Origin of the sequence: Anabaenopsis tanganyikae CS-531 (genome assembly GCF_029891675.1) — a bacterium.
Taxonomy (GTDB): domain Bacteria; phylum Cyanobacteriota; class Cyanobacteriia; order Cyanobacteriales; family Nostocaceae; genus Anabaenopsis; species Anabaenopsis arnoldii.
The window spans coordinates 16,328-42,134 of sequence record NZ_JANQDF010000019.1 but is presented as its reverse complement, the minus strand read 5'-3'; the positions used below and the strand labels follow the sequence as shown (position 1 = coordinate 42,134).

Sequence of the window (25,807 nt, the reverse complement as noted above, 5' to 3'; positions counted from 1 at the left end):
AAATGACTAAATTGCTATGACTTCTCAGAAAATTTCCTGGAAGACCTGTCACGAGGGCTTTATAGGGCTAGTCACGAACGAAACATTTGTTTATGTGGTGAAACGGATATTGCAAGCACTGTTCACTTTGTTATTGGCAACGGCGCTGTCGTTTGTGATCATGAAACTATCCCCGGGGGATTATGTGGATACGTTGCGCCAAAATCCGACAATTTCGCCAGAACGCATTGAGGAATTAAGGCAACAGTTTGGTTTAAATAAATCTTGGCCAGAACAGTTTGGACTATGGTTATGGCGAATTTTTACCCAAGGAGATTTTGGTACCAGTTTTGTTTACCAACGCTCAGTAGCTTCTCTGTTGTGGGAAAGGATACCAGCAACTTTACTTTTAGCGATCGCTTCTTTATTTTGTACCTGGGCGATCGCAATTCCCTTTGGTATTCTCGCAGCTGTGAAACAAAATCAAGCGACTGATCGCATTTTACAACTGATTAGCTACACAGGACAAGGGTTTCCTAGTTTCATCACTGCTTTGTTTCTGCTCATATTTGCTCAAATCACCTCACCTTTATTTCCCGTGGGTGGTATGACTAGCATCAATCATGCTGATTTGTCTTGGTTTGGCAAAATCATTGATATTGGCTGGCACATGATTTTACCCACCATTGCCTTAAGTATCACTAGTTTTGCCGGGTTGCAAAGAATCACTCGCGGAGAATTGTTGGATGTTCTACGTCAAGATTATATCCAAACGGCTCGCGCCAAGGGACTACCAGAAAATCGGGTGATTTATGTTCACGCTCTTCGCAATGCCATAAATCCTTTAATTACTTTGTTAGGCTTTGAATTGGCTGGTTTATTAGGTGGTGCATTTATTGCCGAACAATTCTTTAACTGGCCCGGTTTAGGGAGATTGACTTTACAGGCGGTAATGGCAAAAGACCAGTATTTAGTCATGGCTAGCCTCGTCATGAGTGCCGTATTACTGAATATAGGCAATTTAATGGCGGATTTGCTATTAAAGGTAGCCGACCCCCGGATTCGTTTGGAATCTTAATTGAGTATGTTTTCTGAAATTTATTATATATTGCGTTCCTCGACTGATGGTCGTTATCTCGTAGCCCATCCCGATGCTGAAAGTTCCGGCTATTTATTACTGTTTAGGGAAAACTTTGATGCTTTAAGCTATCTCAATACCCATGCTGGTCAATTAGCTAACCGCTTTGCCGTAGAATCTGTTCTTGCTACACAGTTGGGTAATTTGCTCAAACGTTGGGGTTTTAGCGGCGTGGGAATTGTCATAGATCCGTTATTGCCGAAAGTAGATTTTATGCAGCATCGTTAAATATAGTAGTTCGCAGGTAGATAAGTACTATATGAATGATAAAACTCTTGTGGAGTGGGCAGTATGCCCACTAAGGGTGTAGCGCAGTATAATGAGATACCCTATGAATAATCCACAGAGGCACAGAGAAAAAGGAGAAAGAAATAGAGAATTTCACTTCAGGGGTGGACATTTTGCCCGCCCCATTATTTAAACCACGACTTTTTCTAACATCAATTTAGAACGTTTGACTTGCTCAGGAATAGCTACGGGATAATCTCCAGTAAAGCAAGCTGAACAGAAACTATTAGTATCTTCCTGGGTTGCTTCCAGCATTCCCTCCCAACTCAGATAAGCCAGGCTATCTACTCCCAACTGCTCGGCAATTTCTGACACTGACTTGGTAGCAGCAATCAACTGATCCTGACTATCAGTATCAATACCGTAAAAACATGGATGTGTGACTGGTGGGGAAGAAATGCGCATATGTACCTCGCTAGCACCTGCTTCACGTAATGCTTTAACCAGTTTCCGGCTGGTTGTACCCCGAACAATGGAATCATCCACAATAATTACTCGTTTACCCACCAATACATCTTTGAGTGGGTTAAGTTTCATGCGAATCCCGGACTCGCGCATAGATTGTGTGGGCTGAATAAAAGTTCGACCCACATAGCGATTTTTAATCAGTCCTTCGGCGTAGGGGACACCAGAGGCTTGGGAAAATCCAATGGCCGCAGGTATTCCTGAATCAGGAACACCAAAGACAATATCAGCATCTACAGCGGATTCAGCCGCTATTTGTCGCCCTAACCTCATGCGATAGGTGTACAAACTTTCGTTGTGCATGATGCTATCAGGACGGGCAAAGTAAATCATCTCAAAGATACATAACTTACGAGCAGGTTTTTGACTCCAATGGTAGGAAGCTAAACCTGCTTCAGTAATCCAAACTAATTCCCCCGGTTCCACATCTCGTAAGTATTCGGCTCCAATGATATCTAAACCACAAGTTTCCGAAGCCAAGACATAACGGACTGGTAACCCGGGTAAAGTTCCAATTACTAAGGGGCGGATACCATTGGGATCCCGCGCACCCATGACACCAACGGGAGTCCCAATCACCAAACTAAAAGCGCCTTGGCAACGGTGAAATGCCCTACTTGCTCCTTCTACCCAATCTGCACCAGCGTTGACGGCTTGAGCGATCGCCAAAGCGATCATTTCCGAGTCTGTTGTTGTGACTAAACTCACTTGGGTCTTGACTAACTCTGACCGCAGCTGCACAGTGTTGACTAAATTACCATTATGTGCTAAAGCTAATGAACCTAGTCGGGTTTCCACCACAGCCGGCTGGGCATTATCCTTGCGGCTAGAACCAGTAGTGGAATAACGAGTGTGACCAATAGCGAGGTTTCCGGGTAACTGATCCAAAATGGACTCATTAAAGACCTGAGAAACTAAGCCCATGTCTTTGTGTAGGTGTACTTTTGCATCTTCAAACGTTGCAATCCCAGCTGATTCTTGACCCCTATGTTGCAGAGCGTATAATCCAAAGTAGGTCATTTTGGCAACATCTTCTTCTGGAGCGTAAATGCCAAAAACACCACAAGCTTCTTCTGGTTTGTCAGGTCGATGCTCTTGACTATTGATTGGGTCTATTTCCTGATTGTGGTATTCATCCGATAGCTTGTGCGGTGTAGCCATAGTGACGGAATGGATGGGAATCATTAGCTATTGCTCCTGGTTTGGGTGTCAAGTCGGAATAATCGGTAATTGATAATTTTTAATTCGCAATTACTACCCCACCAATAAATGGAGTGAGTTATGCTGGATTTTGTTCTGGAATTAATTACGAATTGCAAACTACGAATTAGTAATTATTTAGTCCCTGGGATTATGTCGCTGGATAGTTGCCAAATCCTTAACGAATCTTTAACCATCTATTAAAACAGTACCGTAATTCTGCTCACAGAGGTTAATTATCCCCATATAGGGGATAGAAAAATTAATTGGGAGTATTACCTAGGCGAGCAAGACGGTTAGAGATCGCCCGGAAATAGGGATCTTTCATCTGTTCCATAGTAAGTTTGATTAAGATTTGGTTATCATTGGTTAAAATCCTCAAACCTAGTTCAGAATCACCCAAATTACCTACTGTACCAAGTTTTTGCCAATTAGCCCCCAAATGTTCACCTAAGTAATATTCCCATTTTTCTTGCTGTGATTGTGTTACAGAAACTACTATTCTTGCCCCACCTTCACCAAACAGCACTTCATCCAGACGTTTTAACTGATGTTCAGGAATTTCTATCTGGATTTGGGCACCTAAGTTACCAGAAAGGCAACATTCAGCCAAAGCAACAGCCACACCCCCCTCAGATGAATCATGGGCCGAACATATCCAACCAGCACGAATACCTAAGCGGCAAACTTGCTGTACACGACGTTCCAAATCAAAATCTATCCTTGGCGGATGGCCAGCAACACTATTGTGAATAGTAGCTAAATACTCAGATGCACCCAAACTAACAGAGGATGTCAGAGGTAATCCCAAAAGATAAATTAAATCACCATTACCTTGCCAACCTTGACCACAAATCCTTGTTAAGTCAGGAATTAACCCCACCATACCCACCACAGGAGTAGGATAAATGGGTTGGGGATTACCTTGAGAATCAAAGGTTTCATTGTACAGAGAGACATTCCCGCCTGTAACTGGTGTTGCCAATTCTAGACAACCTTCAGACAAACCGCGACAAGCCTGGGATAATTGCCAGTAACCAACGGGTTTTTCTGGACTACCAAAATTGAGATTATCTGTCACCGCCAGAGGTTCGGCACCCACACAGCTGAGATTACGAGCTGCTTCTGCCACCACGGCCTTAGCTCCCTCATAGGGATCAAGATAAACATAACGAGGATTACAGTCTACAGTTGCCGCCACACCTGATGTCAAACTTTCAGGTTCTAATTCTTCATTTTTCCTTGTTTCTAGGGGACGTAAGCGCACCACAGCAGCATCAGCACCACCAGGCAGAATCACAGTATTATTCTGGACTTGATGGTCATACTGACGATAAACCCAATTTTTAGAAGCGATGGTTGGCGTACCGAGCAAAGTTAACAGAATATTATCCCAGGATTGGAGTTTACCTTCAATGTCAATCCCCGCAATTGTACAAGCTGGTAAGGAATCAGGTGACCATTTCCAAGCTTCCAGAACATACTCTGGTGGTTCTGCTAACAATTCCCGTTCATAAAGAGGGGTATTTTCCGCCAGCGCCTCAGCCGGAATTTCTGCTGCGACTGTACCCTGAAAGAAAATCCGCACAATGGGGTCAGCAATCACAGTACCCGCAACCACAGCATGAAGTCCCCAACGGTGGAAAATATCAATTAGCTCTTGTTCTCGACCCTTGTGGGCTACAAATAGCATTCTTTCTTGAGATTCAGACAGCAGGTATTCATAGGGAACCATCCCCAACTCCCGCACAGGAATTTTATCTAAATCAAATTCAATACCCACACCACCTTTAGCCGCCATCTCTGAAGTAGAACAGGTAATACCCGCAGCACCCATATCTTGGGCGGCGACAACAGCACCAGTTTTAAATGCTTCCAGACAAGCTTCAATTAAAGACTTTTCTATAAAGGGGTCACCTACTTGTACGGCGGGACGGTTATCCATTGATTCATCTGTTAATTCCGCACTAGCAAAACTGGCACCCCCCATACCGTCTCTTCCCGTGGTAGAACCGACATATAACACAGGATTACCAATACCAGCAGCACCGGATTTAACGATTTCTGGTGTTTCCATTAATCCCAGTGCCATGACGTTAACTAAGGGATTACCCGAATAAGCCGGGTCAAAATATACTTCACCCCCAACAGTCGGCACTCCAACGGAATTACCATAATGTGAAATACCCGCTACAACACCTGTAAATAACCTTTGGGTTTTGGGATCATCTAGAGAACCGAAACGTAAAGAGTTTAATAAGGCAATGGGACGCGCCCCCATTGTAAATATATCTCTTAATATACCGCCTACACCTGTGGCGGCACCTTGGAAGGGTTCGACGGCTGATGGGTGGTTATGAGATTCAATTTTAAATGCTAATTGCAGTCCAGCGCCTAAGTCTACAACTCCGGCATTTTCACCAGGTCCAACCAGGATGCGCGCTCCTGTGGTGGGAAACTGCTTAAGTAAAGGACGGGAATTTTTATAACAGCAATGCTCAGACCACATAACTCCAAACATTCCCAGTTCAGCTTTGTTGGGATGTCGTCCTAAGCGTCTGACAATTTCTGCATATTCTTCTGGTTTTAATCCTTCGGCGGCGATTTCTTGAGGGGAAAAGGGAGTAGAGGAAGTGGCGGTCATGGAAATAATGCACCAAGAGTACAGAGAATTATTGTATCGATTTAGTTACCCTATATGCACTTTGCAACCACTAATTAAGACTTTTTTGCATATTTACCCTTCAAATAGTGGCGACTATCTGCTAAAATTTCCCCACATCTGGTTAATAACTTGACAGATTTTTTGCCACAGCCATGACCAAATGTGAGGACGTTATGATCAAATGAGAAATCTTATGGGTCTAATACCTTAACATTCACAATCCTAGAACCAACACCAGTTTGATCAAGACATCGCTTGAATGATGTAATCAAAGTAGGGTGCTGCTTCGGTCGCATCTTCCACACTTAGTAAGTCAAGAGAGGCAGTTTTCAAGGCGCTAATAGCTTCTACCATGCCTGGTACAGGAACACCTAAAGAATTGTACATTTCTCGCACGCCGATTAAACCAATTTTTTCGATTGGTTCTTTGTCGCCTGCAAGTACGCCATAGGTAATAAGGCGCAAATACCAACCAAAGTCACGGATACATAGGGAACGCTGACGTTCGCCGTAAGCATTACCGCCGGGGGCGATAAAGTCAGGGCGCTTTTTCCACAGATTTTTGGTTGCTTCCTGAACAATCTTTTTTTCGTTCTCCGCTAAGGTCGCAGCAATGCGTGTCCTTTGTTCTCCGGTTTGGAGAAATTCTTTGATGCTTTTGAGTTCGCCACTGCTCGGATAACGCAGTTGGTCGTCGGCTTGGAGAATAACTTGGCTAATTACGGTCATAATTATACGCTCTTGTGTGCGAAATATTATTTGCTAGTTTAGCGAGTCTGAGGTACACAAAGAAAGGAAAATTAGGAAGATGATGGGAGTGAGCACAAGGATTGTGATTTTCTCATGACCAATGACCCATGACTAATAACTAATGACTAAACACCAGGGTGAGTTAATTGAAATTGTGATCGCCGACTTGAGTAGTACAGGTGATGGTGTGGGACGTTTTGAGGAAATTGTGGTTTTTGTCCCCGATACTGTTCCAGGCGATCGCGCTATAGTTCGCTTAGTACAAGTTAAACCTCAATACGCTCATGCTCAACTTCATCACCTCTTGCAAGCATCTCCTCATCGGGTCAGAGCAAGTTGTATTGTGGCTGACAAGTGTGGTGGTTGTCAGTGGCAACATATTGATTATGAATATCAGCTAGTAGCGAAGCATGATCAAGTTATCCAAGCTTTACAGCGTATTGGTGGTTTTGTCAATCCACCAGTCGATCCGGTGTTAACCACAGATGCACCTTTGGGCTATCGCAATAAGGCCACTTATCCTCTAGGAGTTTCCGCCACAGGTCAGGTACAAGCTGGTTACTACCAAAAAGGTAGCCATCGATTAGTGAATTTAAATCAATGTCCTGTTCAAGATGCGAGATTAAATCCTTTACTGGTACAAGTAAAGCAGGACATCCAACAACACGGTTGGCAAATTTACGATGAACGAAAACACCAAGGACAAATCCGCCATTTGGGTTTACGTATTGGACGGCGAACTGGCGAAATGTTATTGACTTTGGTAGTGAAGGAGTGGAATTTACCAGGAATTGAACAGCAAGCCCAGGAATGGTTAAAGCGCTATCCCCAACTGGTGGGTGTGTCTTTAAATCGCAATCACCATCGCACAAATGCCATTTTTGGCGCTGAAACTCGTTGCGTTGCTGGTGTTTCTCACCTGCGAGAAGTCTTTGCTGATTTAGAATTTCAAGTCCGTCCAGATACGTTTTTCCAGGTTTATACAGAAACCGCAGAAGCACTGTTGCAGATAATTCAGTCAGAACTCAATCTTCAAGGACAGGAGTTGCTAATTGATGCTTATTGTGGTATTGGTACTTTAACTTTACCTTTAGCCAAACAAGTTCGGGAAGCTATAGGATTAGAATTACAACCAGAAGCTGTAGAGCAAGCTATTGTCAATGCCCAGCACAATGGAATTAATAATGTTACATTCCAAGTAGGCGCAGTAGAGAATTTGCTGCCGGAAATGGGCATAATACCAGATGTGGTGTTACTTGATCCGCCGCGCAAAGGGTGCGATCGCGCCGTGATTAATTCTTTATTAGAACTGAAACCTCCACGCATAGTTTACGTCAGTTGTAAAGTAGCTACTCTGGCTCGCGATCTAAAATTGTTATGCCAAGATGGGCTATATCACATGACACGCATACAACCTGCTGATTTCTTCCCCCAAACAGCTCATGTAGAAGCGGTTGCTTTTATGGTGTTATCACATTAGTATCAGTAATACTGAGTGTGGAAGAAAAACTTACATTTCAAATTTGTAGTCTAATGCATACTAAAAATGCTAAAATCTAATTAAGCTAAAAAAAACGATTTTGTTACAGAGATTAAATTCCCATCCACCCCAAGCAACATGAATAAGCTTTGGTAAAGCAACTATCGGCAATACCAAGATTATCCTCATACTCTTGAATATTACCAATAATTTTCTTTGCTAACTGCACGAGCAGTTGTCTTTATAGGCGTTATATGTATCAACAATCTCATCTCATAAACAGAGTCAATTCTCCCTAGGATTTCCCAAATTTAGTGTTTAAAGACGCAAGTTTGAAGGCAGCGTGACCACCTCACTTTTGTATCAGGGTGCCTGTAATCAATAGCAAACTAATGTCTAGCTAACTGAAAGCTGCGGGGTTTCTCTTGTGATGACCATTTCCCTTCGTCCAGTTGGACGTTATTGGGGCACAATTAGTTTTGCCTCAACTCTTTATCTATGCCCAATTTTAGATTTACTCCTAGCTGAAATTCCAGGAAAACTGCAAGCAGAATTGCGCCTAGGACTCCAAGAAGCCCTAGTAAATGCCGCAAAACATGGTAATAATCTTGATCCTAGTAAAACAGTTGTAGTCCGTTTTTCCCTAATCAACAATCAATATTGGTGGGTAATCTCAGACCAGGGTCAAGGCTTTGTTCCTGTATCGGCTGATGATGAAAACCCCACAGATTATTTACCACCAGATGAATCAGAAAATGGTCGTGGTTTATGTCTTCTGCATCAAATTTTTGATCAAGTAGAGTGGAATCGTAAAGGTACAGAATTGAGACTGTGTAAAGAAATGGAAAATAGCCCCCGTTTGTCTTTGAGAAGGTAGGGGAGCGGTCATTAGTCATTGGTATTGGGAAAACAACTACTTTATCCCTGATTTCCATGGCTGGGACAGGGAGGTGCAGAAATTGATCGGTCTAACCAACCAACAGCTTGTTGTAATCTCACTATGGCTTCTTCGGGCTGATTTTGGACAAGGTACAAAAGGGCGGCCGCGGCTTGTTCACTAGCGCGAGAATTGCGGTTAGACTTGAGGCGATGCCAATCCTTAGGCGAGATACTTAGCCTTTCCATTAAGGCTTGGGCTAGTTCTAGAGTGCTAAGTTCATTCAATGGATTGGTTTGAGAAAGCTGAGTAGGTTGAGACATGATTCTAAGTGCTAAGTGATGCGTAAAGAGAAGATAAATTACTTATATAAAATAGTGCTGATTCAGAAGTTAAAATTTTGGGGATTGACCAGCATTTAATCATAGTTTACTACCTGAAAATGAAACCGCGTCAAGAATCACCATCGCCAGGGGAAAGTCAAGAAACGGATTTGGATCAAGAACTGGAAAATATAGAGCGATGGCTCTACTCCTTGAAGAAACGTTACAATCAGGTACAAAGCCATCGACAAAAACAGGCACAATGGCAACAGCATCAACACGAATTAGCACAAGATAAACACCAGACAGCAGAAATATCAGCTGCCCAGTAAATTAAACAGCAGTTAAAACTACTAGAAATCAACTGAGAACGCCAGTTATTTTCTGGGACTAGTTTGACAAAACCTTTCTGTCCAGCCGTCCGCTTGAGTGGAATGGTATTTATTGTAGGCTGGATATTGTGGTGGGTAATCCCGATTTTGGCTTGGGGAGCAACTTAAATGTTAATATTGTTTAATATCTGTCTTAGTTGACAAAATAGAAGTTATATAGTATGTCAAATCGAAGAATTGCAGAAGTATTACGCACTGGTCAACCTGATGATTCTCTCGTGGTTCAAGGCTGGGTGAGAACAAAACGGGAGTTAAAAGGATTTGCGTTTATAGAAGTCAATGACGGATCCTCACTAGCTAATTTGCAAGTGGTCATCAATCAGGATTTACCAGACTACGAAGCCATTATTAAAAAGCTGAATACAGGTGCTTCGGTGGAGGTGAGTGGGCTACTAGTGGCTTCTCAAGGGAAGGGACAGCGCATTGAATTAACAGCCGCGGCTGTGAAAGTTTATGGAGAAGCTGATCCCGAAACCTACCCTCTGCAAAAGAAACGCCACTCCTTTGAATTTTTACGCACAATAGGACACTTGCGATCGCGGACTAACTCCTTTGGTGCAGTTTTCCGGGTGAGAAACGCCTGTTCTACAGCGATTCACCAATTTTTCCAAGAGAGGGGCTTTTTATGGGTACATACACCTGTAATTACGGCTAACGACTGCGAAGGCGCGGGTGAACTATTCAGCGTCACCAGCTTCGACCTCAAAAACATACCCCGCACAGAAACTCAAACAGTAGATTACACCCAGGACTTTTTTAGTAAACCCACCTATTTAACAGTTAGCGGTCAGCTAGAAGCCGAGGTCATGGCCATGGCCTTTACTAACGTCTACACATTTGGCCCCACATTCCGGGCGGAAAATTCCAATACCTCGCGCCACCTCGCCGAATTTTGGATGGTGGAACCAGAAATGGCCTTCTGCGACCTAGATGGTAATATGGATTTAGCCGAAGCATTTCTCAAACAGGTTTTTGGATATGTGTTAGAGAAATGTCCAGAAGACATGGAATTTTTCAATCAACGCATTGATAATACTGTTTTAGCCACAGCCGACAATATTATTAATAATCAATTTGAGCGATTAACTTATACAGAAGCAGTCAAATTATTAGAAAAAGCCAATGTCAAATTTGAATATCCAGTGAGTTGGGGCTTAGATTTACAATCAGAACATGAAAGATATTTAGCAGAACAGCTGTTTAAAAAGCCTGTAATTGTCACAGATTATCCAGCACAAATTAAAGCATTTTATATGCGTTTGAATGAGGATGAAAAAACCGTTCGCGCCATGGACATTCTGGCACCTAAAATTGGGGAAATTATCGGCGGTTCTCAAAGAGAAGAAAGGTTAGATGTATTGGAACGCCGTATTTTAGCGCAGGGAATGCAGCCGGAAGATTTATGGTGGTACATGGATTTACGCCGTTATGGTACTGTTCCCCATGCTGGTTTCGGCTTAGGCTTTGAAAGACTGGTGCAATTTATCACAGGTATGGGAAACATCCGGGATGTGATTCCCTTCCCTCGCACACCACAAAGCGCCGATTTCTAGTATAAGCCATGATATAAATCTCTTGCAGCCTTAACCCACACTAAAAGACCACAAAAAACTTAGGGTGGGTGAGGTACACAGGGTCATATTGTAGCGATAAATATTTGTAATTTTGAGACGTAACTCACTCTATGGTTATTTCCAGTTGGGAAGACGGGGAATTTAGGTGGAGTGATGTATTGATAATTTTAGGTGATATCCGGGTTGGAACATGGCAGTTGAGGACTGTATTATGAATTATGAATTATGAAGTTTGAATTAAAAAAACCCAAATTTAGCTTCACAATTCATAATTTGTTAGCCGTCAAACTAAAGTCAGGATGTCAAAACAAGCTTGAGTTTTGAGCTATTCTGTGTAACTCAAAACTCAGAACTTGGGAAATCAGCACAGAGATTAAGCCATTTGATTTTCAATCGCCCAACGCGCTAGTTCAGTACGGTTGTGGAGATTAGTTTTGCCCAACATATTGGACACATGGCTTTCAACTGTACGCTGACTCACATTTAGTTCTTCAGCAATTTCCCGATTAGCTAAACCCCTAGCGACAAACTGTACCACTTTCAGTTCAGTTGGGGTTAACTGTACATCAAAGGGAACCTGAATTCGGGAACCGTTTTCTCCTCCTTTAGCTTGGTGTTCTTTCCAACGAGTAGTTTGCTTCAGCGAAGATTCTACTTGTGCTACGAGTTCTTCTGGTTCAAAGGGCTTGACCATATAAACATCAGCCCCTTTGTTCAGACCTTTAACTCGCTCTGCACTTTGGCCCTTCGCTGATAGGAAAAGCACGGGAATCCAGGCGGTGCGTTCATTTTGTCGGAGTTGTTCTACAAAAGTATATCCGTCCATCTCCGGCATGATGACGTCACAGATGATCATATCTGGAATATCTTGTTGAAGAATTCCCAGGGCTTCTCGTCCATTTTCGGAAGTGTTAACTTCATAGCCTCTAAATTCCAGGTAGTCCTTCACCAGCAAGATGAGGTTAGGGTCATCGTCAATCAGTAGCAGTCTTTTGTGATCTTTCATGCTGGGCTCTTTCATAGCATTGGCACTTTTCGCGCTTCGGTCCATCAAGGTGTTGAGTGGTTATCCTTTATGGTGGATCATTGAGGTGTTGTCCTTTTTCTACTTAACTTGCCTTTGCCTTCTGGAAGTCTTAAAAGTGGTGATTACTTTTGATAAGACGACGGGATCATGGGCAACTTTCAGTAAGGATACGTAGAGCAGTAGTATTTATAATGCGTTATTATATATCGCTTTGAAAGTGGCGGGTGAAAAAAACACTGATTAAATAATCATGCTTCTAATTCACGAGGTACATATTGGCTGAAGATGACCCTAACTTAAAAAAAACCGCCCTTTCAGAGGCTTACTGCTTTACTATATCCTGGTGATGTTCAGCCTTGACAAATGTTCGCAAGCAAGTAGAGGAGTTATCGGCAGAAGATGGGTCAAAATGCATATTCTTGCACCACCATTATGCCTATCGAGTGTTTTGGGATGACTGGCTCAATAACTTCTGGTTTTGCTCGGCAATACCAGGAACCATATGGGTAGACCACCATTATCGGTCTACAGCAACAAACCCGCAAGAGATAGGCTGTAGTCTTATAGGATGTAAGTGGGAGACTTGCTGTTTAATTCACCCTTGGGCTTTAGTCAGTGTTCCCAATATCCAAGACTAACTTGTTTTGCACAGAAGTGAGTAACTGTCTGGTCAGCACAGATAAAATTCTCTGGCTGAATTTCTGCCATTGCTCAGATTTTTAGACAATTACTTAGGGCTTTGTCATCAAGAAACTGAGTAATTTTGGCGAGTTAACGGCGTCACCCTACCAGTGTAGTCTTACTCATCGATCGGCACCCTGATTACAGTTTTATAACAATTTCCCGGTTTTGCACATAAATTTATCTATATAAAAATATTCGTAACTTACCCAGCAAAACCCGATATATCCAAATGATGCAGTATTTATACTTAAGTACTGCTGCCATATGCTGGTGCGGGAACCCGTACTCAATTAATTATTGCCATTTTATGCTGCTTTTAGGTAGATTAGCACTCAGGAGTTGAGAGTGCTAACTCTGGAGAAAAAATATTTATGGCAGCTGTAACTTTAAGCGTTTCTACAGTTAAACCCCTAGGCGATCGCGTTTTCGTAAAAGTGAGCGCCCCCGAGGAAAAAACCGCAGGTGGACTGTTTTTACCCGACAACGCCCAGGAAAAACCCCAAGTAGGCGAAGTAGTAGCCCTTGGACCTGGCAAGCGTAACGATGACGGTAGCCGTCAGACATTAGACATTAAAGTCGGCGATAAAGTGCTGTACTCCAAGTATGCTGGCACTGATATCAAGCTCGGCACAGAAGAATACGTACTGCTTTCTGAAAAAGATATCTTAGCAGTCGTCAACTAATGGGGAATGGGTACAGACGCAAGGGGGCGAACCCCACGCCCAAAGCCCAACCCCTAAAGTCCAATCAAAAATCTTGACTTACTCCCTGAATAGAGATACCTATGGCAAAGCGCATTATCTATAACGAAAACGCCCGTCGCGCCCTCGAGCGAGGCATTGACATCTTGGCTGAGGCTGTAGCTGTCACCCTAGGCCCTAAAGGTCGTAACGTAGTCCTCGAAAAGAAATTTGGCGCACCCCAAATCGTTAATGACGGTGTAACCATCGCCAAAGAAATCGAATTAGAAGACCACATTGAAAATACAGGCGTGGCGTTGATTCGTCAAGCTGCTTCTAAGACCAACGACGCGGCTGGGGATGGTACCACCACTGCCACCGTTTTAGCCCACGCCATGGTCAAAGAAGGCTTACGCAACGTTGCAGCTGGTGCTAATGCAATTTCCCTGAAGCGTGGTATTGATAAGGCTGCAGGCTTTTTAGTAGATAAGATTGCTCAACACGCCCGTCCAGTAGAAGATTCTAAATCCATTGCCCAAGTTGCTTCGATTTCAGCTGGTAACGATGAAGAAGTCGGCCAGATGATTGCCCAAGCAATGGACAAAGTAGGCAAGGAAGGCGTAATTTCTCTCGAAGAAGGGAAATCTATGACCACCGAGCTAGAAATTACCGAAGGGATGCGCTTTGACAAGGGCTATATCTCTCCCTACTTTGCCACCGATGCTGAACGCATGGAAACGGTTTTTGATGAGCCTTTCCTGCTGCTCACCGATAAAAAAATCGCTTTGGTACAAGATTTGGTACCAGTTCTCGAGCAAGTAGCTCGTGCTGGTCGTCCTTTAGTGATTATCGCTGAGGATATTGAAAAAGAAGCTTTAGCTACCTTGGTGGTTAACCGTCTGCGTGGTGTGTTAAATGTTGCGGCTGTAAAAGCTCCTGGCTTTGGCGATCGCCGTAAAGCTATGCTCGAAGATATCGCCGTTCTCACTGGTGGTCAATTAATTACCGAAGACGCTGGTTTGAAGCTAGAAAACACCAAGCTAGAAAGCCTGGGTAAAGCTCGCCGTGTGACCATTACCAAAGACAACACCACCATTGTTGCTGAAGGTAATGAAGTTGCTGTTAAGGCTCGTTGTGAACAAATCCGTCGTCAGATGGAAGAAACCGAATCTTCCTACGACAAAGAGAAGTTACAAGAACGTCTTGCTAAACTCTCTGGTGGTGTAGCTGTGGTCAAAGTGGGTGCTGCCACCGAAACCGAAATGAAAGATAAGAAGCTACGCCTGGAAGATGCTATCAACGCTACCAAAGCGGCTGTAGAAGAAGGTATCGTTCCCGGCGGTGGTACAACTTTAGCTCATCTGGCTCCTAGCCTGGAAGAGTGGGCTAACAGCACCCTTACCGGTGAAGAATTAACAGGTGCTTTGATTGTAGTTCGGGCTTTACCAGCGCCTCTGAAGCGGATTGCTGAAAACGCCGGTCAGAATGGTGCTGTCATTGCTGAACGGGTCAAAGAGAAAGAATTCAACGTTGGTTACAATGCTGCTACCAATGAATTCGTTGATTTGTTAGCCGCTGGTATTGTTGACCCTGCGAAAGTAACTCGTTCTGCTCTGCAAAATGCTGCTTCGATCGCTGGTATGGTGTTGACAACCGAATGTATTATCGTTGACAAGCCAGAACCTAAAGACGCTGCTCCTGCTGGTGGCGCTGGTATGGGTGGCGGTGACTTCGATTACTAATACTCTCTAAGTCACATAAATTAAAAAAGCTCCATTCCCTTGTGGGTGGGGCTTTTTTTGTGGCAATCACAACCCAGAGTGAGTAAATGTAATAATTAATAAAAAAGACGTCTTATAATATCATCAACTTAATTAAATATAGCGTGTCTCAATTTTGTGAAGTACAGATTCAATGGTAACAAGCTTGTTTAGAAAGATTTAGGCGTACCTCAGTTGCTTAGGAAATGCTATAAATTTGCGCACAATGTCGATATTTTCCTGATTTACCCAATTTTCCCCACATGAACATGATGAGGAATGAGGTTGTTATGCAACCTAGCGATTCAAAGAATATTAGAGCAATTCTTACGTGATTAATAGAAGAAATACAAAGCTTATAATCTTTAATATCAAATGAACGACCACAAACTTTATTATCCCAATTACCCCAAAAAGTAACTAATATTCTGACATGACACACTTAAAATATGAAGGTTATTACGAAGTAAAACTAAATAAATTAGTTAGAGAAAAATTTGGAGACACTAATGTTTATGGACAAAATGCTAAATCATTACTGACAAAGGCAACTGGTTTTATTGGTGATTATGATTTTACGCTGAATCCTTATCGGGGTTGTCAGTATGGGTGTAGTTATTGTTATGCGGCTGCATTTAGTCCCAATAGTAAGATGCGGGATGATTGGGGTAAATGGGTAATTTTTAAAGAAAATTCTGCCCAAGTTTTGACTAAGGAATTACAAAAATGGTATAAGCAACACCCTCAAACTCCTCCCAGAATTTACATGAGTAGCGTTACAGATCCTTATCAACCTCTGGAATCTCGCCATCAGTTGACTCGGAGGTTGTTAGACGTAATGCTAGATGTTAGGAATGATGGCTATGCCACACCAACATTAGTAATTCAAACTCGAAGTCCAATTATTACAAGAGATATTGATTATTTACAACGATTTAAACGCTTACGTATTAATATGAGTATTCCCACTGGAAGTGAATCAGTTAGAAAAGATTTTGAATCGCGATCGCCTAGCATTAAAGCCAGATTAAATGCCATAATTAAACTTAAGCAAAGTATTGACTCCTTCAAAGGTTTCGTACCAAAAATATCTATTACAATCACTCCATTACTACCTACTTTACCCAGTGATGAAGCTGCTTTTATTAGTAAGTTAGCTGTTGCTGATAGAGTCGTAATTCAAGATTTTCATCTTAATCATAATCGTTCTCTCATAGCATCAACTCGTCAGGAAGCCAGGGAGATAAAGCAAAAATATGATTGGTGGTATAATGCAGAAAATTTTAGCTATGTCAAATTTAAAGAAAAACTATTTAATCAACTTCCTGGTGTAGAAATTAAAGAAGGTAAAGAGGGATTTGGATATGAGTAATCCGATTGCTAATTGGTGGCGTAGTCAGCAATTTAACTCAGCATTAAAACGTGGTGATACTAAAAAAGCAGAGCAATTATTGCAAGCTATTCAACAATCAGGTGCAAGTTTTTCCTGGATAGAGAAATTATTTAGAGATAAATTGCAACTTGACCGTTATTCTCAAGACTATAAAAGGGAAGTAGCAAATTTAACTAAACAAATAACAGATGAGCGTCATCAAACAGATAATATAACATTAGTACCAGAAAAAAACTTTATTAAATTTGTCAATGAAAATTTTAATTTAGTTCAGCATGATGAATATAAACTACAGGTTACCGGTATCGACCAACAAATATTTGATGAGTTTGAAGCTACTCTGGTTGAATATCTAAAAGTAGAGTTTAGAAAATTTTCTCAAGAACAGTTAGATATTAGAATAAAAGATGCCGTAAAAGACATTAATAAGTTAAAAATTGGACAAGATCCAAACTATAATTTCAGTTTAACTCCCCATGTCTATTTTATGAAGTTTTTTTTAGAGAATGTATATTGTTTATATTTAGCTTGGTTTTTGGTTTATCAGGATGGCTTACTACCAAGTCAGGTAAAAATTCTTGATATTGCAGCAGGTCCAGGAACAGTTGCTTATGCTTTAGCTTTATTTTTTAAAAGTGCTGTTAATTTTTGTAAAATTCCTCCAATTCATATATCTTATTACTCTTTAGAACAGCAAGATGATTTCCAGTTTAGAGGACTGCAGTTTTGGCGCCGATATATTGAGTCCCAGATAACGCCTATTAATACCTACTTTCGCTTTGTTACTTCTGACGTTTTTAGTTGGAATTATCAAGCTGCTAATTTACCTGGTGATTTTTTTGACTTCATTATTATTTCGCACTGTTTCTTTTCTGATAGAAATAAAAGGATACAGGTTCATCATATTTATCAACAAATTATTGCTAAAAGTTTAAATGCACAAGGTTATGTTATCCTAGTAATACAAGATAAGAAATTATTTAAGTTTTATAAATGTCCACAAAGTGAAGATTTAGAACAGGAAAGAAATATTGTTATTAAGTTTGTTTCTGATTTAGGTTTAAAGCTGGTTTGGTATAGATATTTAACATCTACAGATTCCCGATCATCCGATCCTGCTAAATTTGCTAGGTTTGCTACGGAAAATTTACCGAAGCAAGTAAATATGAGTCCAATGATCCAGAAATATTTTGATCAAAAGCATGATTCTCACTATAAATTAGATGATTATGTAATTTTGGCACAACAGCAGAATATCAAAGCTTGATGAAAAGGGTAAAATTTAAAGTTTTTTAATTATATAAACTCAGTCCTGAAGGTGTAAAGGTTTAATTTTATAAATGAGTTCTAATCCCGCAGAAGGTTGGCATGGCAAACTTAATCTAGTATATGCCGATCGCCTGAATAATACCGAGTTAATTCACAGTCACCAGCAAGCACCCCTGAAGGTACAACGGCCTTTTTATCCAGAGGGGGCAAAAATTTGTCATAGTGTGATATTACACACTGCGGGGGGTGTCGTAGGGGGCGATCGCCTATCCTATAACCTCCACCTCCAACCCCAAGCAAAAGCATTAATTACCACAGCAGCAGCCAGTAAAATATACAGAAGTAACGGACTACAAGCCAGGCAAAATATAAACATCCAAATTGATGCAGGTGCTTGTTTAGAATGGCTCCCCCAAGAAACAATAATATTTAACGGAGCAATTTATCGCCAAGATTTACGGGTAGAATTAGCACCGGGAGCCAGTTGGTTAGGTTGGGAAATTACCCGATTTGGTCGGACTGCGAGGGGTGAAAAATTTTTCCAAGGAGAATGGCGATCGCACACAGAAATTTGGCAGGAAGGCCTTCCCCTGTGGATTGATCGCCAATGGTTACCCGGTAGCGAAGAGGTTTTTCACAGTCCTCATGGTTTAGCGGGACAACCAATAGTAGGTAGTCTGGTTTGGGTAGGAAACCCTATTTCTGGGGAAACCTTGGCAAAAATGCGGAATTTATGGGTGGGTACTGGGGATATCGGTATGACACAGTTACAAAATGGATTTTTGTGTCGATATCGTGGTACTTCCACATCAGAAGTGAGAAACTGGTTTACAGCTATTTGGCAATTACTACGAGTATCCGTTTTAAATCGTAGTAGCTGCGTACCCAGAGTATGGCAGGTTTGAACAAAGCATAGAGGATAAGAGAATGCAACTGACACCCCAGGAAAAAGATAAACTGCTGATTTTCACCGCCGCCTTATTAGCAGAGAGACGTAAAAATAGGGGTTTAAAATTAAACTATCCAGAAGCAGTCGCCTATATTTCCGCTGCTATTTTAGAAGGAGCAAGAGATGGGCAAACTGTAGCAGAACTAATGACTTATGGGACAACCGTATTAACAAAAGATGATGTTATGCCAGGTATACCCGAAATGGTACAAGAAGTCCAGATAGAAGCAACCTTTCCCGATGGTACTAAGTTAGTAACTGTACATAATCCCATTAGATAATTATTAGGTAAAAGTAAAACCATGATTCCAGGGGAAATTATTACACCAGATGGCGACATAGAATTAAATGCAGGTCGTCCTACCATTAAACTACAAGTTGCAAATACAGGCGATCGACCGATTCAAGTAGGTTCCCATTTTCACTTTTATGAAGTGAATCCAGCCTTAGATTTTGACCGGGAACAAGCGCGGGGAATGCGACTTGATATTCCCGCAGGAACAGCAATAAGATTTGAACCGGGAGACCAAAAACAAGTTACCCTAATACCCTTAGTAGGGAGTCGTCAAGTTTACGGGTTTAATAGCAAAGTTAATGGAAGTCTTTAAACGCAAAGGGGCGCAAAGGTAGACGCAAAGGGACGCAAAGGTATGGATGAGAATGATTTGAGTCGGATAATTATTGGTTGTGCAATGCGGGTGCATACTGTCCTAGGTCCAGGTTTATTAGAGTCGGCCTATGAGGAATGTTTGGATTATGAATTGAGGAAACAGGGATTAAATGTGAGTAAGCAAGTTCCACTACACCTGATGTATGAAAATGTCAAATTGGATTGTGTCTATAGATTAGATTTAATGGTAGAAAATAAGGTAATTATTGAAGTCAAAACCGTAGAATCATTTAAACCAATTCACGCAGTACAACTTTTAACTTACCTAAAACTGGCTAACTGTAAACTTGGTCTCCTCATCAACTTTAATGTCACCCTCCTCAAAGAAGGAATCAAACGTGTAGTTCACCAACTCTAACTTTGCGTACCTTTGCGCTTTCCTTTGCGTACCTTTGCGTTTAAATATAATTAGGAGCAATTTACTATGCCTTATAGAATTTCTCGTCAAGCCTACGCCGAAACCTATGGCCCTACAGTAGGCGATCGCATTAGACTAGCTGACACAGAATTATTTATTGAAGTAGAACAAGATTTTACCACCTATGGCGATGAAGTGAAATTTGGTGGCGGTAAAGTTATTAGAGACGGAATGGGACAATCCCCCATTTCTAACGCCGATGGCGCGGTAGATTTAGTGATTACAAACGCCTTAATTCTCGACTGGTGGGGTGTGGTCAAGGCAGATATTGGCATTAAAGACGGTAAAATTTTCAAAATCGGTAAGGCGGGAAATCCTTATATTCAAGACAATATAGATATTATTATTGGCCCGGGTACGGAAGCTTTAGCTGGGGAGGGAATGATCATCACTGCTGGGGGTATTGATAGTCATATTCATTTTATTTGTCCTCAGCAAATTGAGGTGGCGATCGCTTCTGGGATTACTACTATGTTGGGTGGTGGTACTGGACCTGCTACAGGAACAAACGCTACCACCTGCACCCCTGGACCTTGGAATATGCACCGGATGTTACAAGCTGCTGATGCGTTCCCCATGAATTTAGGCTTTTTGGGTAAAGGTAACACCAGTCAACCCCAAGGAATAGTAGAACAAATTTTAGCAGGTGCGATGGGGTTAAAACTCCATGAAGACTGGGGAACTACCCCCACCACTATTGATACTTGTTTGGGTGTAGCTGATGAATATGATGTGCAAGTAGCAATTCACACAGACACTCTCAACGAAGCCGGGTTTGTAGAGGATACCATCGCCGCTTTTAAACATCGTGCTATCCATACTTACCATACTGAAGGTGCAGGGGGTGGACACGCTCCAGATATTATTAAGGTTTGCGGACAAGCCAATGTTTTACCATCTTCTACCAACCCCACACGCCCTTACACTGTCAACACCTTAGAGGAACATCTAGATATGTTGATGGTATGTCATCACCTCGACCCTAGCATTCCCGAAGATGTGGCTTTTGCTGAGTCCCGTATCCGCCGAGAAACCATCGCCGCTGAGGATATTCTACATGACCTAGGCGCGTTTAGTATGATTGCCTCCGATTCTCAAGCTATGGGTAGGGTAGGAGAAGTAATAATTCGTACCTGGCAAACAGCCCATAAAATGAAGGTGCAACGGGGGAGCCTTGCGGGGGATGGACTTGCGGATAATAATCGCGCCAAGAGATATATTGCAAAATATACGATTAATCCTGCAGTTACTCATGGTATTTCTCAGTATGTCGGCTCTGTAGAACCAGGGAAACTAGCAGACTTGTGCTTGTGGCGACCAGCGTTTTTTGGTGTGAAACCAGAAATTGTCATTAAAGGTGGGATGATTGCGTGGTCACAGATGGGTGATGCTAATGCTAGTATTCCCACACCCCAACCAGTACATATGCGCCCTATGTTTGCTAGTTTTGCGGGTGCGCGTCACGCTACATCTTTAACTTTTGTTTCCCAAGCTGCAGTACAAAGGGAAATTAACAGCCAATTGGGTTTACAAAAGTCCATAGTTGCTGTTTCGGGGACACGTCAAATCAGTAAAGGAGATATGAGGCTAAATGATGCGCTCCCACGCATTGAAGTTGACCCAGAAACCTATGAGGTGAGAGCTGATGGTGAATTGTTGACTTGTGAACCCGCCAAGGTTTTACCCATGGCGCAAAGATATTTTCTGTTTTAGATCATTTAACTACTGGAGAATAAATTTAAATGCCTGGACAAATAGTTACAAATATGTTATGTGACAATTTACTCAATATTCCTGAGATGCTCTATAATCAACGGGAATTTTTTCAAACTGGTAAAACAAAAGATATTACTTTTCGCCTGGAACAACTGAAAATTCTTAAACAAGCAGTACTTGACAATGAACAAGCAATAATTCAAGCACTAAAAGCAGACTTACATAAACCGGAATTTGAAACTTATGCTATAGAAATTGGTGTAGTCACTGAAATAGATTACGCTATCAAACACCTCAAGAGTTGGACTAAACCGAAACAAGCACCAGTTCCCTGGAAGTTTTTCACCTACTCGGCTAAAATATATCCAGAACCTCTAGGGGTGGTTTTAATTATCGGTCCTTGGAACTATCCTTTACAGCTAATTATTTCTCCTTTAGTAGGTGCGATCGCAGCGGGTAATTGTGCTATTATCAAGCCTTCAGAAATTGCGCCCCATACTTCTAATTTATTAGCTGAAATCATTGGTAAGTATTTTCCGTCAGAGTATATCGCCGTAGTAGAAGGAGGTATAGAAACCAGTGAAAAACTCCTAGCAGAAAAGTTTGATCATATCTTTTTCACTGGTGGGACAAAAGTTGGCAAAATTATCATGGCCGCCGCAGCTAAACATCTCACACCAGTTACTTTAGAATTAGGCGGTAAAAGTCCCTGTATTGTAGATACTGATATTCATCTTGAACATACGGTTAAACGCATAACTTGGGGAAAATTTATCAATGCAGGACAAACTTGTATTGCACCTGATTATTTGTTAGTTCATCAAAAAATCAAACAAGATTTAGTAGATGGTCTGAAAAAATGCCTCAAAGAATTTTATGGAGATAATCCGGCAAATAGTCCAGATTATGCCAGGATAATCAGTCGAAAGCAATTTGACAGATTGGTTAATCTGATTGAAAACGGGCAAATTATTATAGGGGGAGAAACCAAAGCTGAGGAACTTTATATCGCTCCTACGTTACTTGATCATGTTTCTTTAACAGATCCAGTCATGGAAGAAGAAATATTTGGCCCTATCCTGCCTATAATTGAATATACAGATATTACAGAAGCGATCGCCTTAATTAACTCCCGTCCCAAACCCTTAGCTTTATATATATTTACTCAGAATCAGACCCTGCAAAAACAAGTTTTACAGGCAACCTCATCGGGTGGAGTGTGTATAAACGACACAGTAATGCAAGTAGGTGTGTCATCTTTACCCTTTGGTGGTGTAGGTGACAGTGGGATTGGTAGCTATCATGGAAAAGCAAGTTTTGACACCTTTTCTCATGACAAAAGTGTGTTAAAAAATTCTTTTTGGTTGGATTTAGACTGGCGATACGCTCCCTACCAAGGCAAATTATCTGCCTTAAAACGAATTCTGGGCTAGAACTTCTATTGAAGACCACCAGTAATGGGTAACGGGGTTTCCCGATTACTCATTACCGTAACCTATAAATCTAAAGCCTAGCTTGTCCAGAAAATTATGATTCTGCTTCGTCTTCTTCAGCGGTGGGATAGACAAAGGTAGAACGTCCAGACAAAATTGACTTACCCAGAGAAAGAGCCTTTTGGGCTTCGACAGCAGCTTTATGTCTCCAGGTGGCTCGACGCTTATCTCGTTTTGATTTGGATGTTTTCTTCTTAGGGACAGCCATACTAGCGGATCTCGCAATTTTTGACAACCTCCCTATTCTAAGCTATAAACTCGACTTTTATAGGGGCGGTTTCAAATGGCAAAATTCCGATTTGCGCGATCAATTTGGGAATATTTACAAATCAATTGCCGTTTACAGTCAAATAATTCAGGGAAATATCCGGATCTTTTTGCCAATTTGGCCAATAAATAAATGTAAAGAGGATGATCAATGATCTTGCTTGAGCAATATTCTTGAGTGTAGCCTAATCGACCTCAGTGATCACTGGTAATATGATATTTAATAAATATCATAATTTAATCATGATAGCATAAAAAATGCTTATATTTCAGTTACTGGATCAGATTCTGCAAAAAGTATAAAACATAGGTTAGCTTTGTTTTTTCAGCAAAGCCGAGCGCAATTTTAGGCAATACAAGAATCAATAACCTACAAAGAGCGGGATGGCAAATTACTGGGCGATCACAATTGGCATCAATCAATATCAGTTCTTTCAACCCTTACGTTGCGCTCAAGCAGATGCCGAGGTGTTAAATAGTTTTTTGGTTGAAGAGGGAGGGTTACTACAGCAGCGCTGTTTATTGATGACACAGTCCTCGCCTCCCATTGGGGATATATCGACCTATCCCACTAAGCAGAATATTCTGCTGTTGTTGGAGGATTTGACCGCGGGTTGTTGGCAACCACAAGATCATCTGTGGTTATTCTTTAGCGGTTATGGGGTGAGTTACAAGGGCAAAGATTACTTAATGCCAGTGGAAGGAAATCCGGAATTGGTGGCAGAAACTGGCATAGAATTGCGATCGCTGATGCAAAGTCTGCAATTGGCTGAAGTTAATACAGTGCTGCTGCTGGACATCAATCGTGCTTTTGGCACCCAAGCAAATAGCCCCGTGGGAGCAGAAACCATAGAACTGGCTAAAGAACTACAAATTGCGGCCATTCTTTCTTGCCAATGTGATGAATTCTCCCATGAAAGTAGCGAACTGGGTCATGGGTTCTTCACAGCCGCATTATTAGAAGCTTTGCGTTCTGGTAATGCCACTCACTTAGCCGATCTAGACAGCTATTTAAGTGTTCTTACCCCAGAATTATGTCAACACTATTGGCGACCTGTCCAAACCCCGGTAACGATATTTCCATCTCACCCAGAAGCGATATTACCGCAGTTTGAGATGCAAAGCCACAAGGAACCAGTTAAAGCCGAACCAGTTATTTTTCCGGAGGAAAGCTTTGCCGTGTCCGTCACAGCGCCTGTTCTGGGCGCAACAACCCCCCCCAATTTACCCAAGACGCAAAACGTGACTATGTGGGGAGAATACCTGGGTGTGGAAACTACCCTGGGTAGTCAATCACCCTCTGTGAATTTGCCGAACTTTATACCAGATATTGGCAAATTATCAGAATCACAAGTCCCAGGCTCACAGCAGGGGCAGTATCTCAACCAAGAGAACACCCCAACTACTACAGGGGAGAGCTTCATTCATCATGTACCTCAAGCCGATGACTCGCCATTACCCGAGAATCAGACAGATCCCCCGCTATGGAAACAGTTTTTATTTTGGGGAGGCGGTACTATGCTGGTAGTCGCTTTGATTTCTATAGTTATTCTCCGCAATCAAGTAAGATATTTGCAAGTCAAACAGACTACAGAAATATCACCTTCATCACCTCCCACCGAAACAGTTGAACAAAATCATTCTTCAGCCTCTGAAACACCACCATTAACTCCGAGACAACAAACCCCATCTAATGCCCAAGTTTCCTCTAATTCTGAGTCTAAAAAGCGCAGTCAAGCAGTTTCAGAATTATCAAGAATGTCTCTGAGAGCAACCCAAGCCAGTGATCTGAGCAAAGCGATCGCCAATGCTAAGGCAATTCAACCAGGTGACCCACTCTACAAACAAGCTCAGGAGAATATTCAAGTTTGGAGTCGCATGATCCTAGAGTTAGCAGAGGGTCGTGCCGAAAAAAAAGAATATACAAGTGCCATTGCTGCAGCCCAATTAATTACTCTTGACCAAGACCTTTATTCTCAAGCACAACTGGCAATTACCCAATGGCAGTTAGAAGCTAAACAATATTTAAGTAATAATATTGTTATAGATGCAGCTGAGGCGTTAATTAGACCGGGACAAGCATCATCATATAATCGTGCCATTGAAGTCGCTAAAAGAGTACCACCAGGTCAACCAGGATTTGATCGCGCCCAAAAATCCATCAATGAATGGAGTACACAAATTTTGGCACTGGCGAAGACTCGAGCAGAGCAAGGTAATATCGAAGCAGCAATTGAAACCGCTACTTTAGTCCCAGAGATGACAGGAACTTACGAAGATGCTCAAGAAGCCATCCAAAAATGGCGGGCTACCCAGAAGAATTAAAAAGAGTTAGGAATTAAGGATTAAC

General features: G+C 41.9%; 24 protein-coding genes. 18 read left to right on the top strand and 6 right to left on the bottom strand.

Annotation, left to right across the window (positions count from 1 at the left end):
* Positions 1-16: 16 nt before the first annotated feature.
* Positions 17-1,057, top strand: a complete 1,041-nt coding sequence (locus NWP22_RS02095; protein ID WP_271732266.1) for an ABC transporter permease — start codon at positions 17-19, stop codon at positions 1,055-1,057.
* Positions 1,058-1,063: 6 nt separating this feature from the next.
* Positions 1,064-1,345 (top strand): hypothetical protein, encoded by a 282-nt coding sequence (locus tag NWP22_RS02090; RefSeq protein WP_271732268.1) that lies wholly within the window; start codon positions 1,064-1,066, stop codon positions 1,343-1,345.
* Between the two features lie 189 nt (positions 1,346-1,534).
* Here NWP22_RS02090 and purF read toward each other — a convergent pair whose 3' ends face one another.
* The 3 genes from purF to NWP22_RS02075 all read right to left on the bottom strand — a co-directional run bounded on the left by purF (position 1,535) and on the right by NWP22_RS02075 (position 6,464).
* Positions 1,535-3,055: an amidophosphoribosyltransferase gene (gene purF / locus NWP22_RS02085; protein WP_271732269.1), complete on the bottom strand. Its 1,521-nt coding sequence runs from the start codon at positions 3,053-3,055 to the stop codon at positions 1,535-1,537.
* Between the two features lie 277 nt (positions 3,056-3,332).
* Complete coding sequence (purL, locus tag NWP22_RS02080; RefSeq protein WP_271732270.1) at positions 3,333-5,714, bottom strand: phosphoribosylformylglycinamidine synthase subunit PurL; 2,382 nt, start codon at positions 5,712-5,714, stop codon at positions 3,333-3,335.
* A 264-nt stretch (positions 5,715-5,978) separates the two neighbouring features.
* Complete coding sequence (locus NWP22_RS02075; RefSeq protein WP_271732272.1) at positions 5,979-6,464, bottom strand: allophycocyanin subunit alpha-B; 486 nt, start codon at positions 6,462-6,464, stop codon at positions 5,979-5,981.
* A gap of 142 nt (positions 6,465-6,606) precedes the next feature.
* Here NWP22_RS02075 and rlmD point away from each other — a divergent pair, with 142 nt between their 5' ends.
* A complete protein-coding gene (gene rlmD, locus NWP22_RS02070) occupies positions 6,607-7,965 on the top strand; it encodes a 23S rRNA (uracil(1939)-C(5))-methyltransferase RlmD (protein ID WP_271732274.1) in 1,359 nt (452 codons plus the stop codon).
* A 427-nt stretch (positions 7,966-8,392) separates the two neighbouring features.
* Entirely contained in the window at positions 8,393-8,842 is a 450-nt protein-coding gene (locus NWP22_RS02065; protein WP_271732275.1) for an ATP-binding protein, read from the top strand.
* A 41-nt stretch (positions 8,843-8,883) separates the two neighbouring features.
* Here the strand turns inward: NWP22_RS02065 and NWP22_RS02060 are convergent, their stop codons facing one another.
* Positions 8,884-9,165, bottom strand: a complete 282-nt coding sequence (locus NWP22_RS02060; protein ID WP_271732276.1) for a DUF6439 family protein — start codon at positions 9,163-9,165, stop codon at positions 8,884-8,886.
* A 119-nt stretch (positions 9,166-9,284) separates the two neighbouring features.
* Here NWP22_RS02060 and NWP22_RS18280 point away from each other — a divergent pair, with 119 nt between their 5' ends.
* Both NWP22_RS18280 and asnS read left to right on the top strand, forming a co-directional pair.
* On the top strand, positions 9,285-9,497 hold the full coding sequence (locus NWP22_RS18280) for a hypothetical protein (RefSeq protein WP_334310750.1): 213 nt from the start codon (positions 9,285-9,287) through the stop codon (positions 9,495-9,497).
* Positions 9,498-9,718: 221 nt separating this feature from the next.
* Positions 9,719-11,110 (top strand): asparagine--tRNA ligase, encoded by a 1,392-nt coding sequence (gene asnS / locus NWP22_RS02050; RefSeq protein WP_271732277.1) that lies wholly within the window; start codon positions 9,719-9,721, stop codon positions 11,108-11,110.
* Positions 11,111-11,504: 394 nt separating this feature from the next.
* On the opposite strand, the gene NWP22_RS02045 is transcribed toward asnS, so the two are convergent.
* Positions 11,505-12,182 carry a response regulator transcription factor gene (locus NWP22_RS02045; RefSeq protein WP_271732315.1) on the bottom strand — a complete coding sequence of 226 codons (678 nt, stop codon included), beginning with the start codon at positions 12,180-12,182 and terminating at the stop codon, positions 11,505-11,507.
* Positions 12,183-12,514: 332 nt separating this feature from the next.
* Between NWP22_RS02045 and NWP22_RS02040 the strand changes: the two genes are divergently transcribed.
* From NWP22_RS02040 to NWP22_RS01990, 11 genes are all read left to right on the top strand, one after another.
* Entirely contained in the window at positions 12,515-12,796 is a 282-nt protein-coding gene (locus NWP22_RS02040) for a hypothetical protein (protein ID WP_271732278.1), read from the top strand.
* Between the two features lie 417 nt (positions 12,797-13,213).
* Positions 13,214-13,525, top strand: a complete 312-nt coding sequence (groES, locus tag NWP22_RS02035; RefSeq protein WP_200989836.1) for a co-chaperone GroES — start codon at positions 13,214-13,216, stop codon at positions 13,523-13,525.
* 101 nt (positions 13,526-13,626) lie between these two features.
* Positions 13,627-15,264 (top strand): chaperonin GroEL, encoded by a 1,638-nt coding sequence (gene groL, locus NWP22_RS02030; RefSeq protein WP_271732280.1) that lies wholly within the window; start codon positions 13,627-13,629, stop codon positions 15,262-15,264.
* 451 nt (positions 15,265-15,715) lie between these two features.
* Positions 15,716-16,654, top strand: coding sequence for an SPL family radical SAM protein (locus tag NWP22_RS02025; protein ID WP_271732281.1), 939 nt, complete (start codon positions 15,716-15,718; stop codon positions 16,652-16,654).
* Positions 16,647-17,942, top strand: coding sequence for a photosystem II assembly protein (locus NWP22_RS02020; protein ID WP_271732283.1), 1,296 nt, complete (start codon positions 16,647-16,649; stop codon positions 17,940-17,942). Before NWP22_RS02025 ends, NWP22_RS02020 begins: the two co-directional genes overlap by 8 nt.
* Before the next feature lie 73 nt (positions 17,943-18,015).
* On the top strand, positions 18,016-18,849 hold the full coding sequence (locus tag NWP22_RS02015) for an urease accessory protein UreD (protein WP_271732284.1): 834 nt from the start codon (positions 18,016-18,018) through the stop codon (positions 18,847-18,849).
* A 22-nt stretch (positions 18,850-18,871) separates the two neighbouring features.
* A complete protein-coding gene (gene ureA / locus NWP22_RS02010; RefSeq protein ID WP_271732285.1) occupies positions 18,872-19,174 on the top strand; it encodes an urease subunit gamma in 303 nt (100 codons plus the stop codon).
* Positions 19,175-19,195: 21 nt separating this feature from the next.
* Positions 19,196-19,501, top strand: a complete 306-nt coding sequence (locus NWP22_RS02005; RefSeq protein ID WP_271732286.1) for an urease subunit beta — start codon at positions 19,196-19,198, stop codon at positions 19,499-19,501.
* A 42-nt stretch (positions 19,502-19,543) separates the two neighbouring features.
* Complete coding sequence (locus tag NWP22_RS02000) at positions 19,544-19,921, top strand: GxxExxY protein (protein WP_271732287.1); 378 nt, start codon at positions 19,544-19,546, stop codon at positions 19,919-19,921.
* Positions 19,922-19,987: 66 nt separating this feature from the next.
* A complete protein-coding gene (gene ureC, locus NWP22_RS01995) occupies positions 19,988-21,694 on the top strand; it encodes an urease subunit alpha (protein WP_271732289.1) in 1,707 nt (568 codons plus the stop codon).
* Positions 21,695-21,747: 53 nt separating this feature from the next.
* Positions 21,748-23,130 carry an aldehyde dehydrogenase gene (locus tag NWP22_RS01990; protein WP_271732318.1) on the top strand — a complete coding sequence of 461 codons (1,383 nt, stop codon included), beginning with the start codon at positions 21,748-21,750 and terminating at the stop codon, positions 23,128-23,130.
* Positions 23,131-23,224: 94 nt separating this feature from the next.
* On the opposite strand, the gene rpmF is transcribed toward NWP22_RS01990, so the two are convergent.
* On the bottom strand, positions 23,225-23,398 hold the full coding sequence (rpmF, locus tag NWP22_RS01985; protein WP_271732290.1) for a 50S ribosomal protein L32: 174 nt from the start codon (positions 23,396-23,398) through the stop codon (positions 23,225-23,227).
* 443 nt (positions 23,399-23,841) lie between these two features.
* Here rpmF and NWP22_RS01980 point away from each other — a divergent pair, with 443 nt between their 5' ends.
* Entirely contained in the window at positions 23,842-25,782 is a 1,941-nt protein-coding gene (locus tag NWP22_RS01980) for a caspase family protein (protein ID WP_271732291.1), read from the top strand.
* The last annotated feature ends 25 nt before the right edge of the window (positions 25,783-25,807 follow it).

Bases quoted from the DNA above. Each gene is read 5' to 3' on its own strand.
- NWP22_RS02095 (WP_271732266.1), top strand. From the start codon at position 17: ATGACTTCTCAGAAAATTTCCTGGAAGACCTGTCACGAGGGCTTTATA.
- NWP22_RS02090 (WP_271732268.1), top strand. From the start codon at position 1,064: ATGTTTTCTGAAATTTATTATATATTGCGTTCCTCGACTGATGGTCGT.
- purF (WP_271732269.1), bottom strand. From the start codon at position 3,055: ATGATTCCCATCCATTCCGTCACTATGGCTACACCGCACAAGCTATCG.
- purL (WP_271732270.1), bottom strand. From the start codon at position 5,714: ATGACCGCCACTTCCTCTACTCCCTTTTCCCCTCAAGAAATCGCCGCC.
- NWP22_RS02075 (WP_271732272.1), bottom strand. From the start codon at position 6,464: ATGACCGTAATTAGCCAAGTTATTCTCCAAGCCGACGACCAACTGCGT.
- rlmD (WP_271732274.1), top strand. From the start codon at position 6,607: ATGACTAAACACCAGGGTGAGTTAATTGAAATTGTGATCGCCGACTTG.
- NWP22_RS02060 (WP_271732276.1), bottom strand. From the start codon at position 9,165: ATGTCTCAACCTACTCAGCTTTCTCAAACCAATCCATTGAATGAACTT.
- NWP22_RS18280 (WP_334310750.1), top strand. From the start codon at position 9,285: ATGAAACCGCGTCAAGAATCACCATCGCCAGGGGAAAGTCAAGAAACG.
- asnS (WP_271732277.1), top strand. From the start codon at position 9,719: ATGTCAAATCGAAGAATTGCAGAAGTATTACGCACTGGTCAACCTGAT.
- NWP22_RS02045 (WP_271732315.1), bottom strand. From the start codon at position 12,182: ATGGACCGAAGCGCGAAAAGTGCCAATGCTATGAAAGAGCCCAGCATG.
- groES (WP_200989836.1), top strand. From the start codon at position 13,214: ATGGCAGCTGTAACTTTAAGCGTTTCTACAGTTAAACCCCTAGGCGAT.
- groL (WP_271732280.1), top strand. From the start codon at position 13,627: ATGGCAAAGCGCATTATCTATAACGAAAACGCCCGTCGCGCCCTCGAG.
- NWP22_RS02025 (WP_271732281.1), top strand. From the start codon at position 15,716: ATGACACACTTAAAATATGAAGGTTATTACGAAGTAAAACTAAATAAA.
- NWP22_RS02020 (WP_271732283.1), top strand. From the start codon at position 16,647: ATGAGTAATCCGATTGCTAATTGGTGGCGTAGTCAGCAATTTAACTCA.
- NWP22_RS02015 (WP_271732284.1), top strand. From the start codon at position 18,016: ATGAGTTCTAATCCCGCAGAAGGTTGGCATGGCAAACTTAATCTAGTA.
- ureA (WP_271732285.1), top strand. From the start codon at position 18,872: ATGCAACTGACACCCCAGGAAAAAGATAAACTGCTGATTTTCACCGCC.
- NWP22_RS02005 (WP_271732286.1), top strand. From the start codon at position 19,196: ATGATTCCAGGGGAAATTATTACACCAGATGGCGACATAGAATTAAAT.
- NWP22_RS02000 (WP_271732287.1), top strand. From the start codon at position 19,544: ATGGATGAGAATGATTTGAGTCGGATAATTATTGGTTGTGCAATGCGG.
- ureC (WP_271732289.1), top strand. From the start codon at position 19,988: ATGCCTTATAGAATTTCTCGTCAAGCCTACGCCGAAACCTATGGCCCT.
- NWP22_RS01990 (WP_271732318.1), top strand. From the start codon at position 21,748: ATGTTATGTGACAATTTACTCAATATTCCTGAGATGCTCTATAATCAA.
- rpmF (WP_271732290.1), bottom strand. From the start codon at position 23,398: ATGGCTGTCCCTAAGAAGAAAACATCCAAATCAAAACGAGATAAGCGT.
- NWP22_RS01980 (WP_271732291.1), top strand. From the start codon at position 23,842: ATGGCAAATTACTGGGCGATCACAATTGGCATCAATCAATATCAGTTC.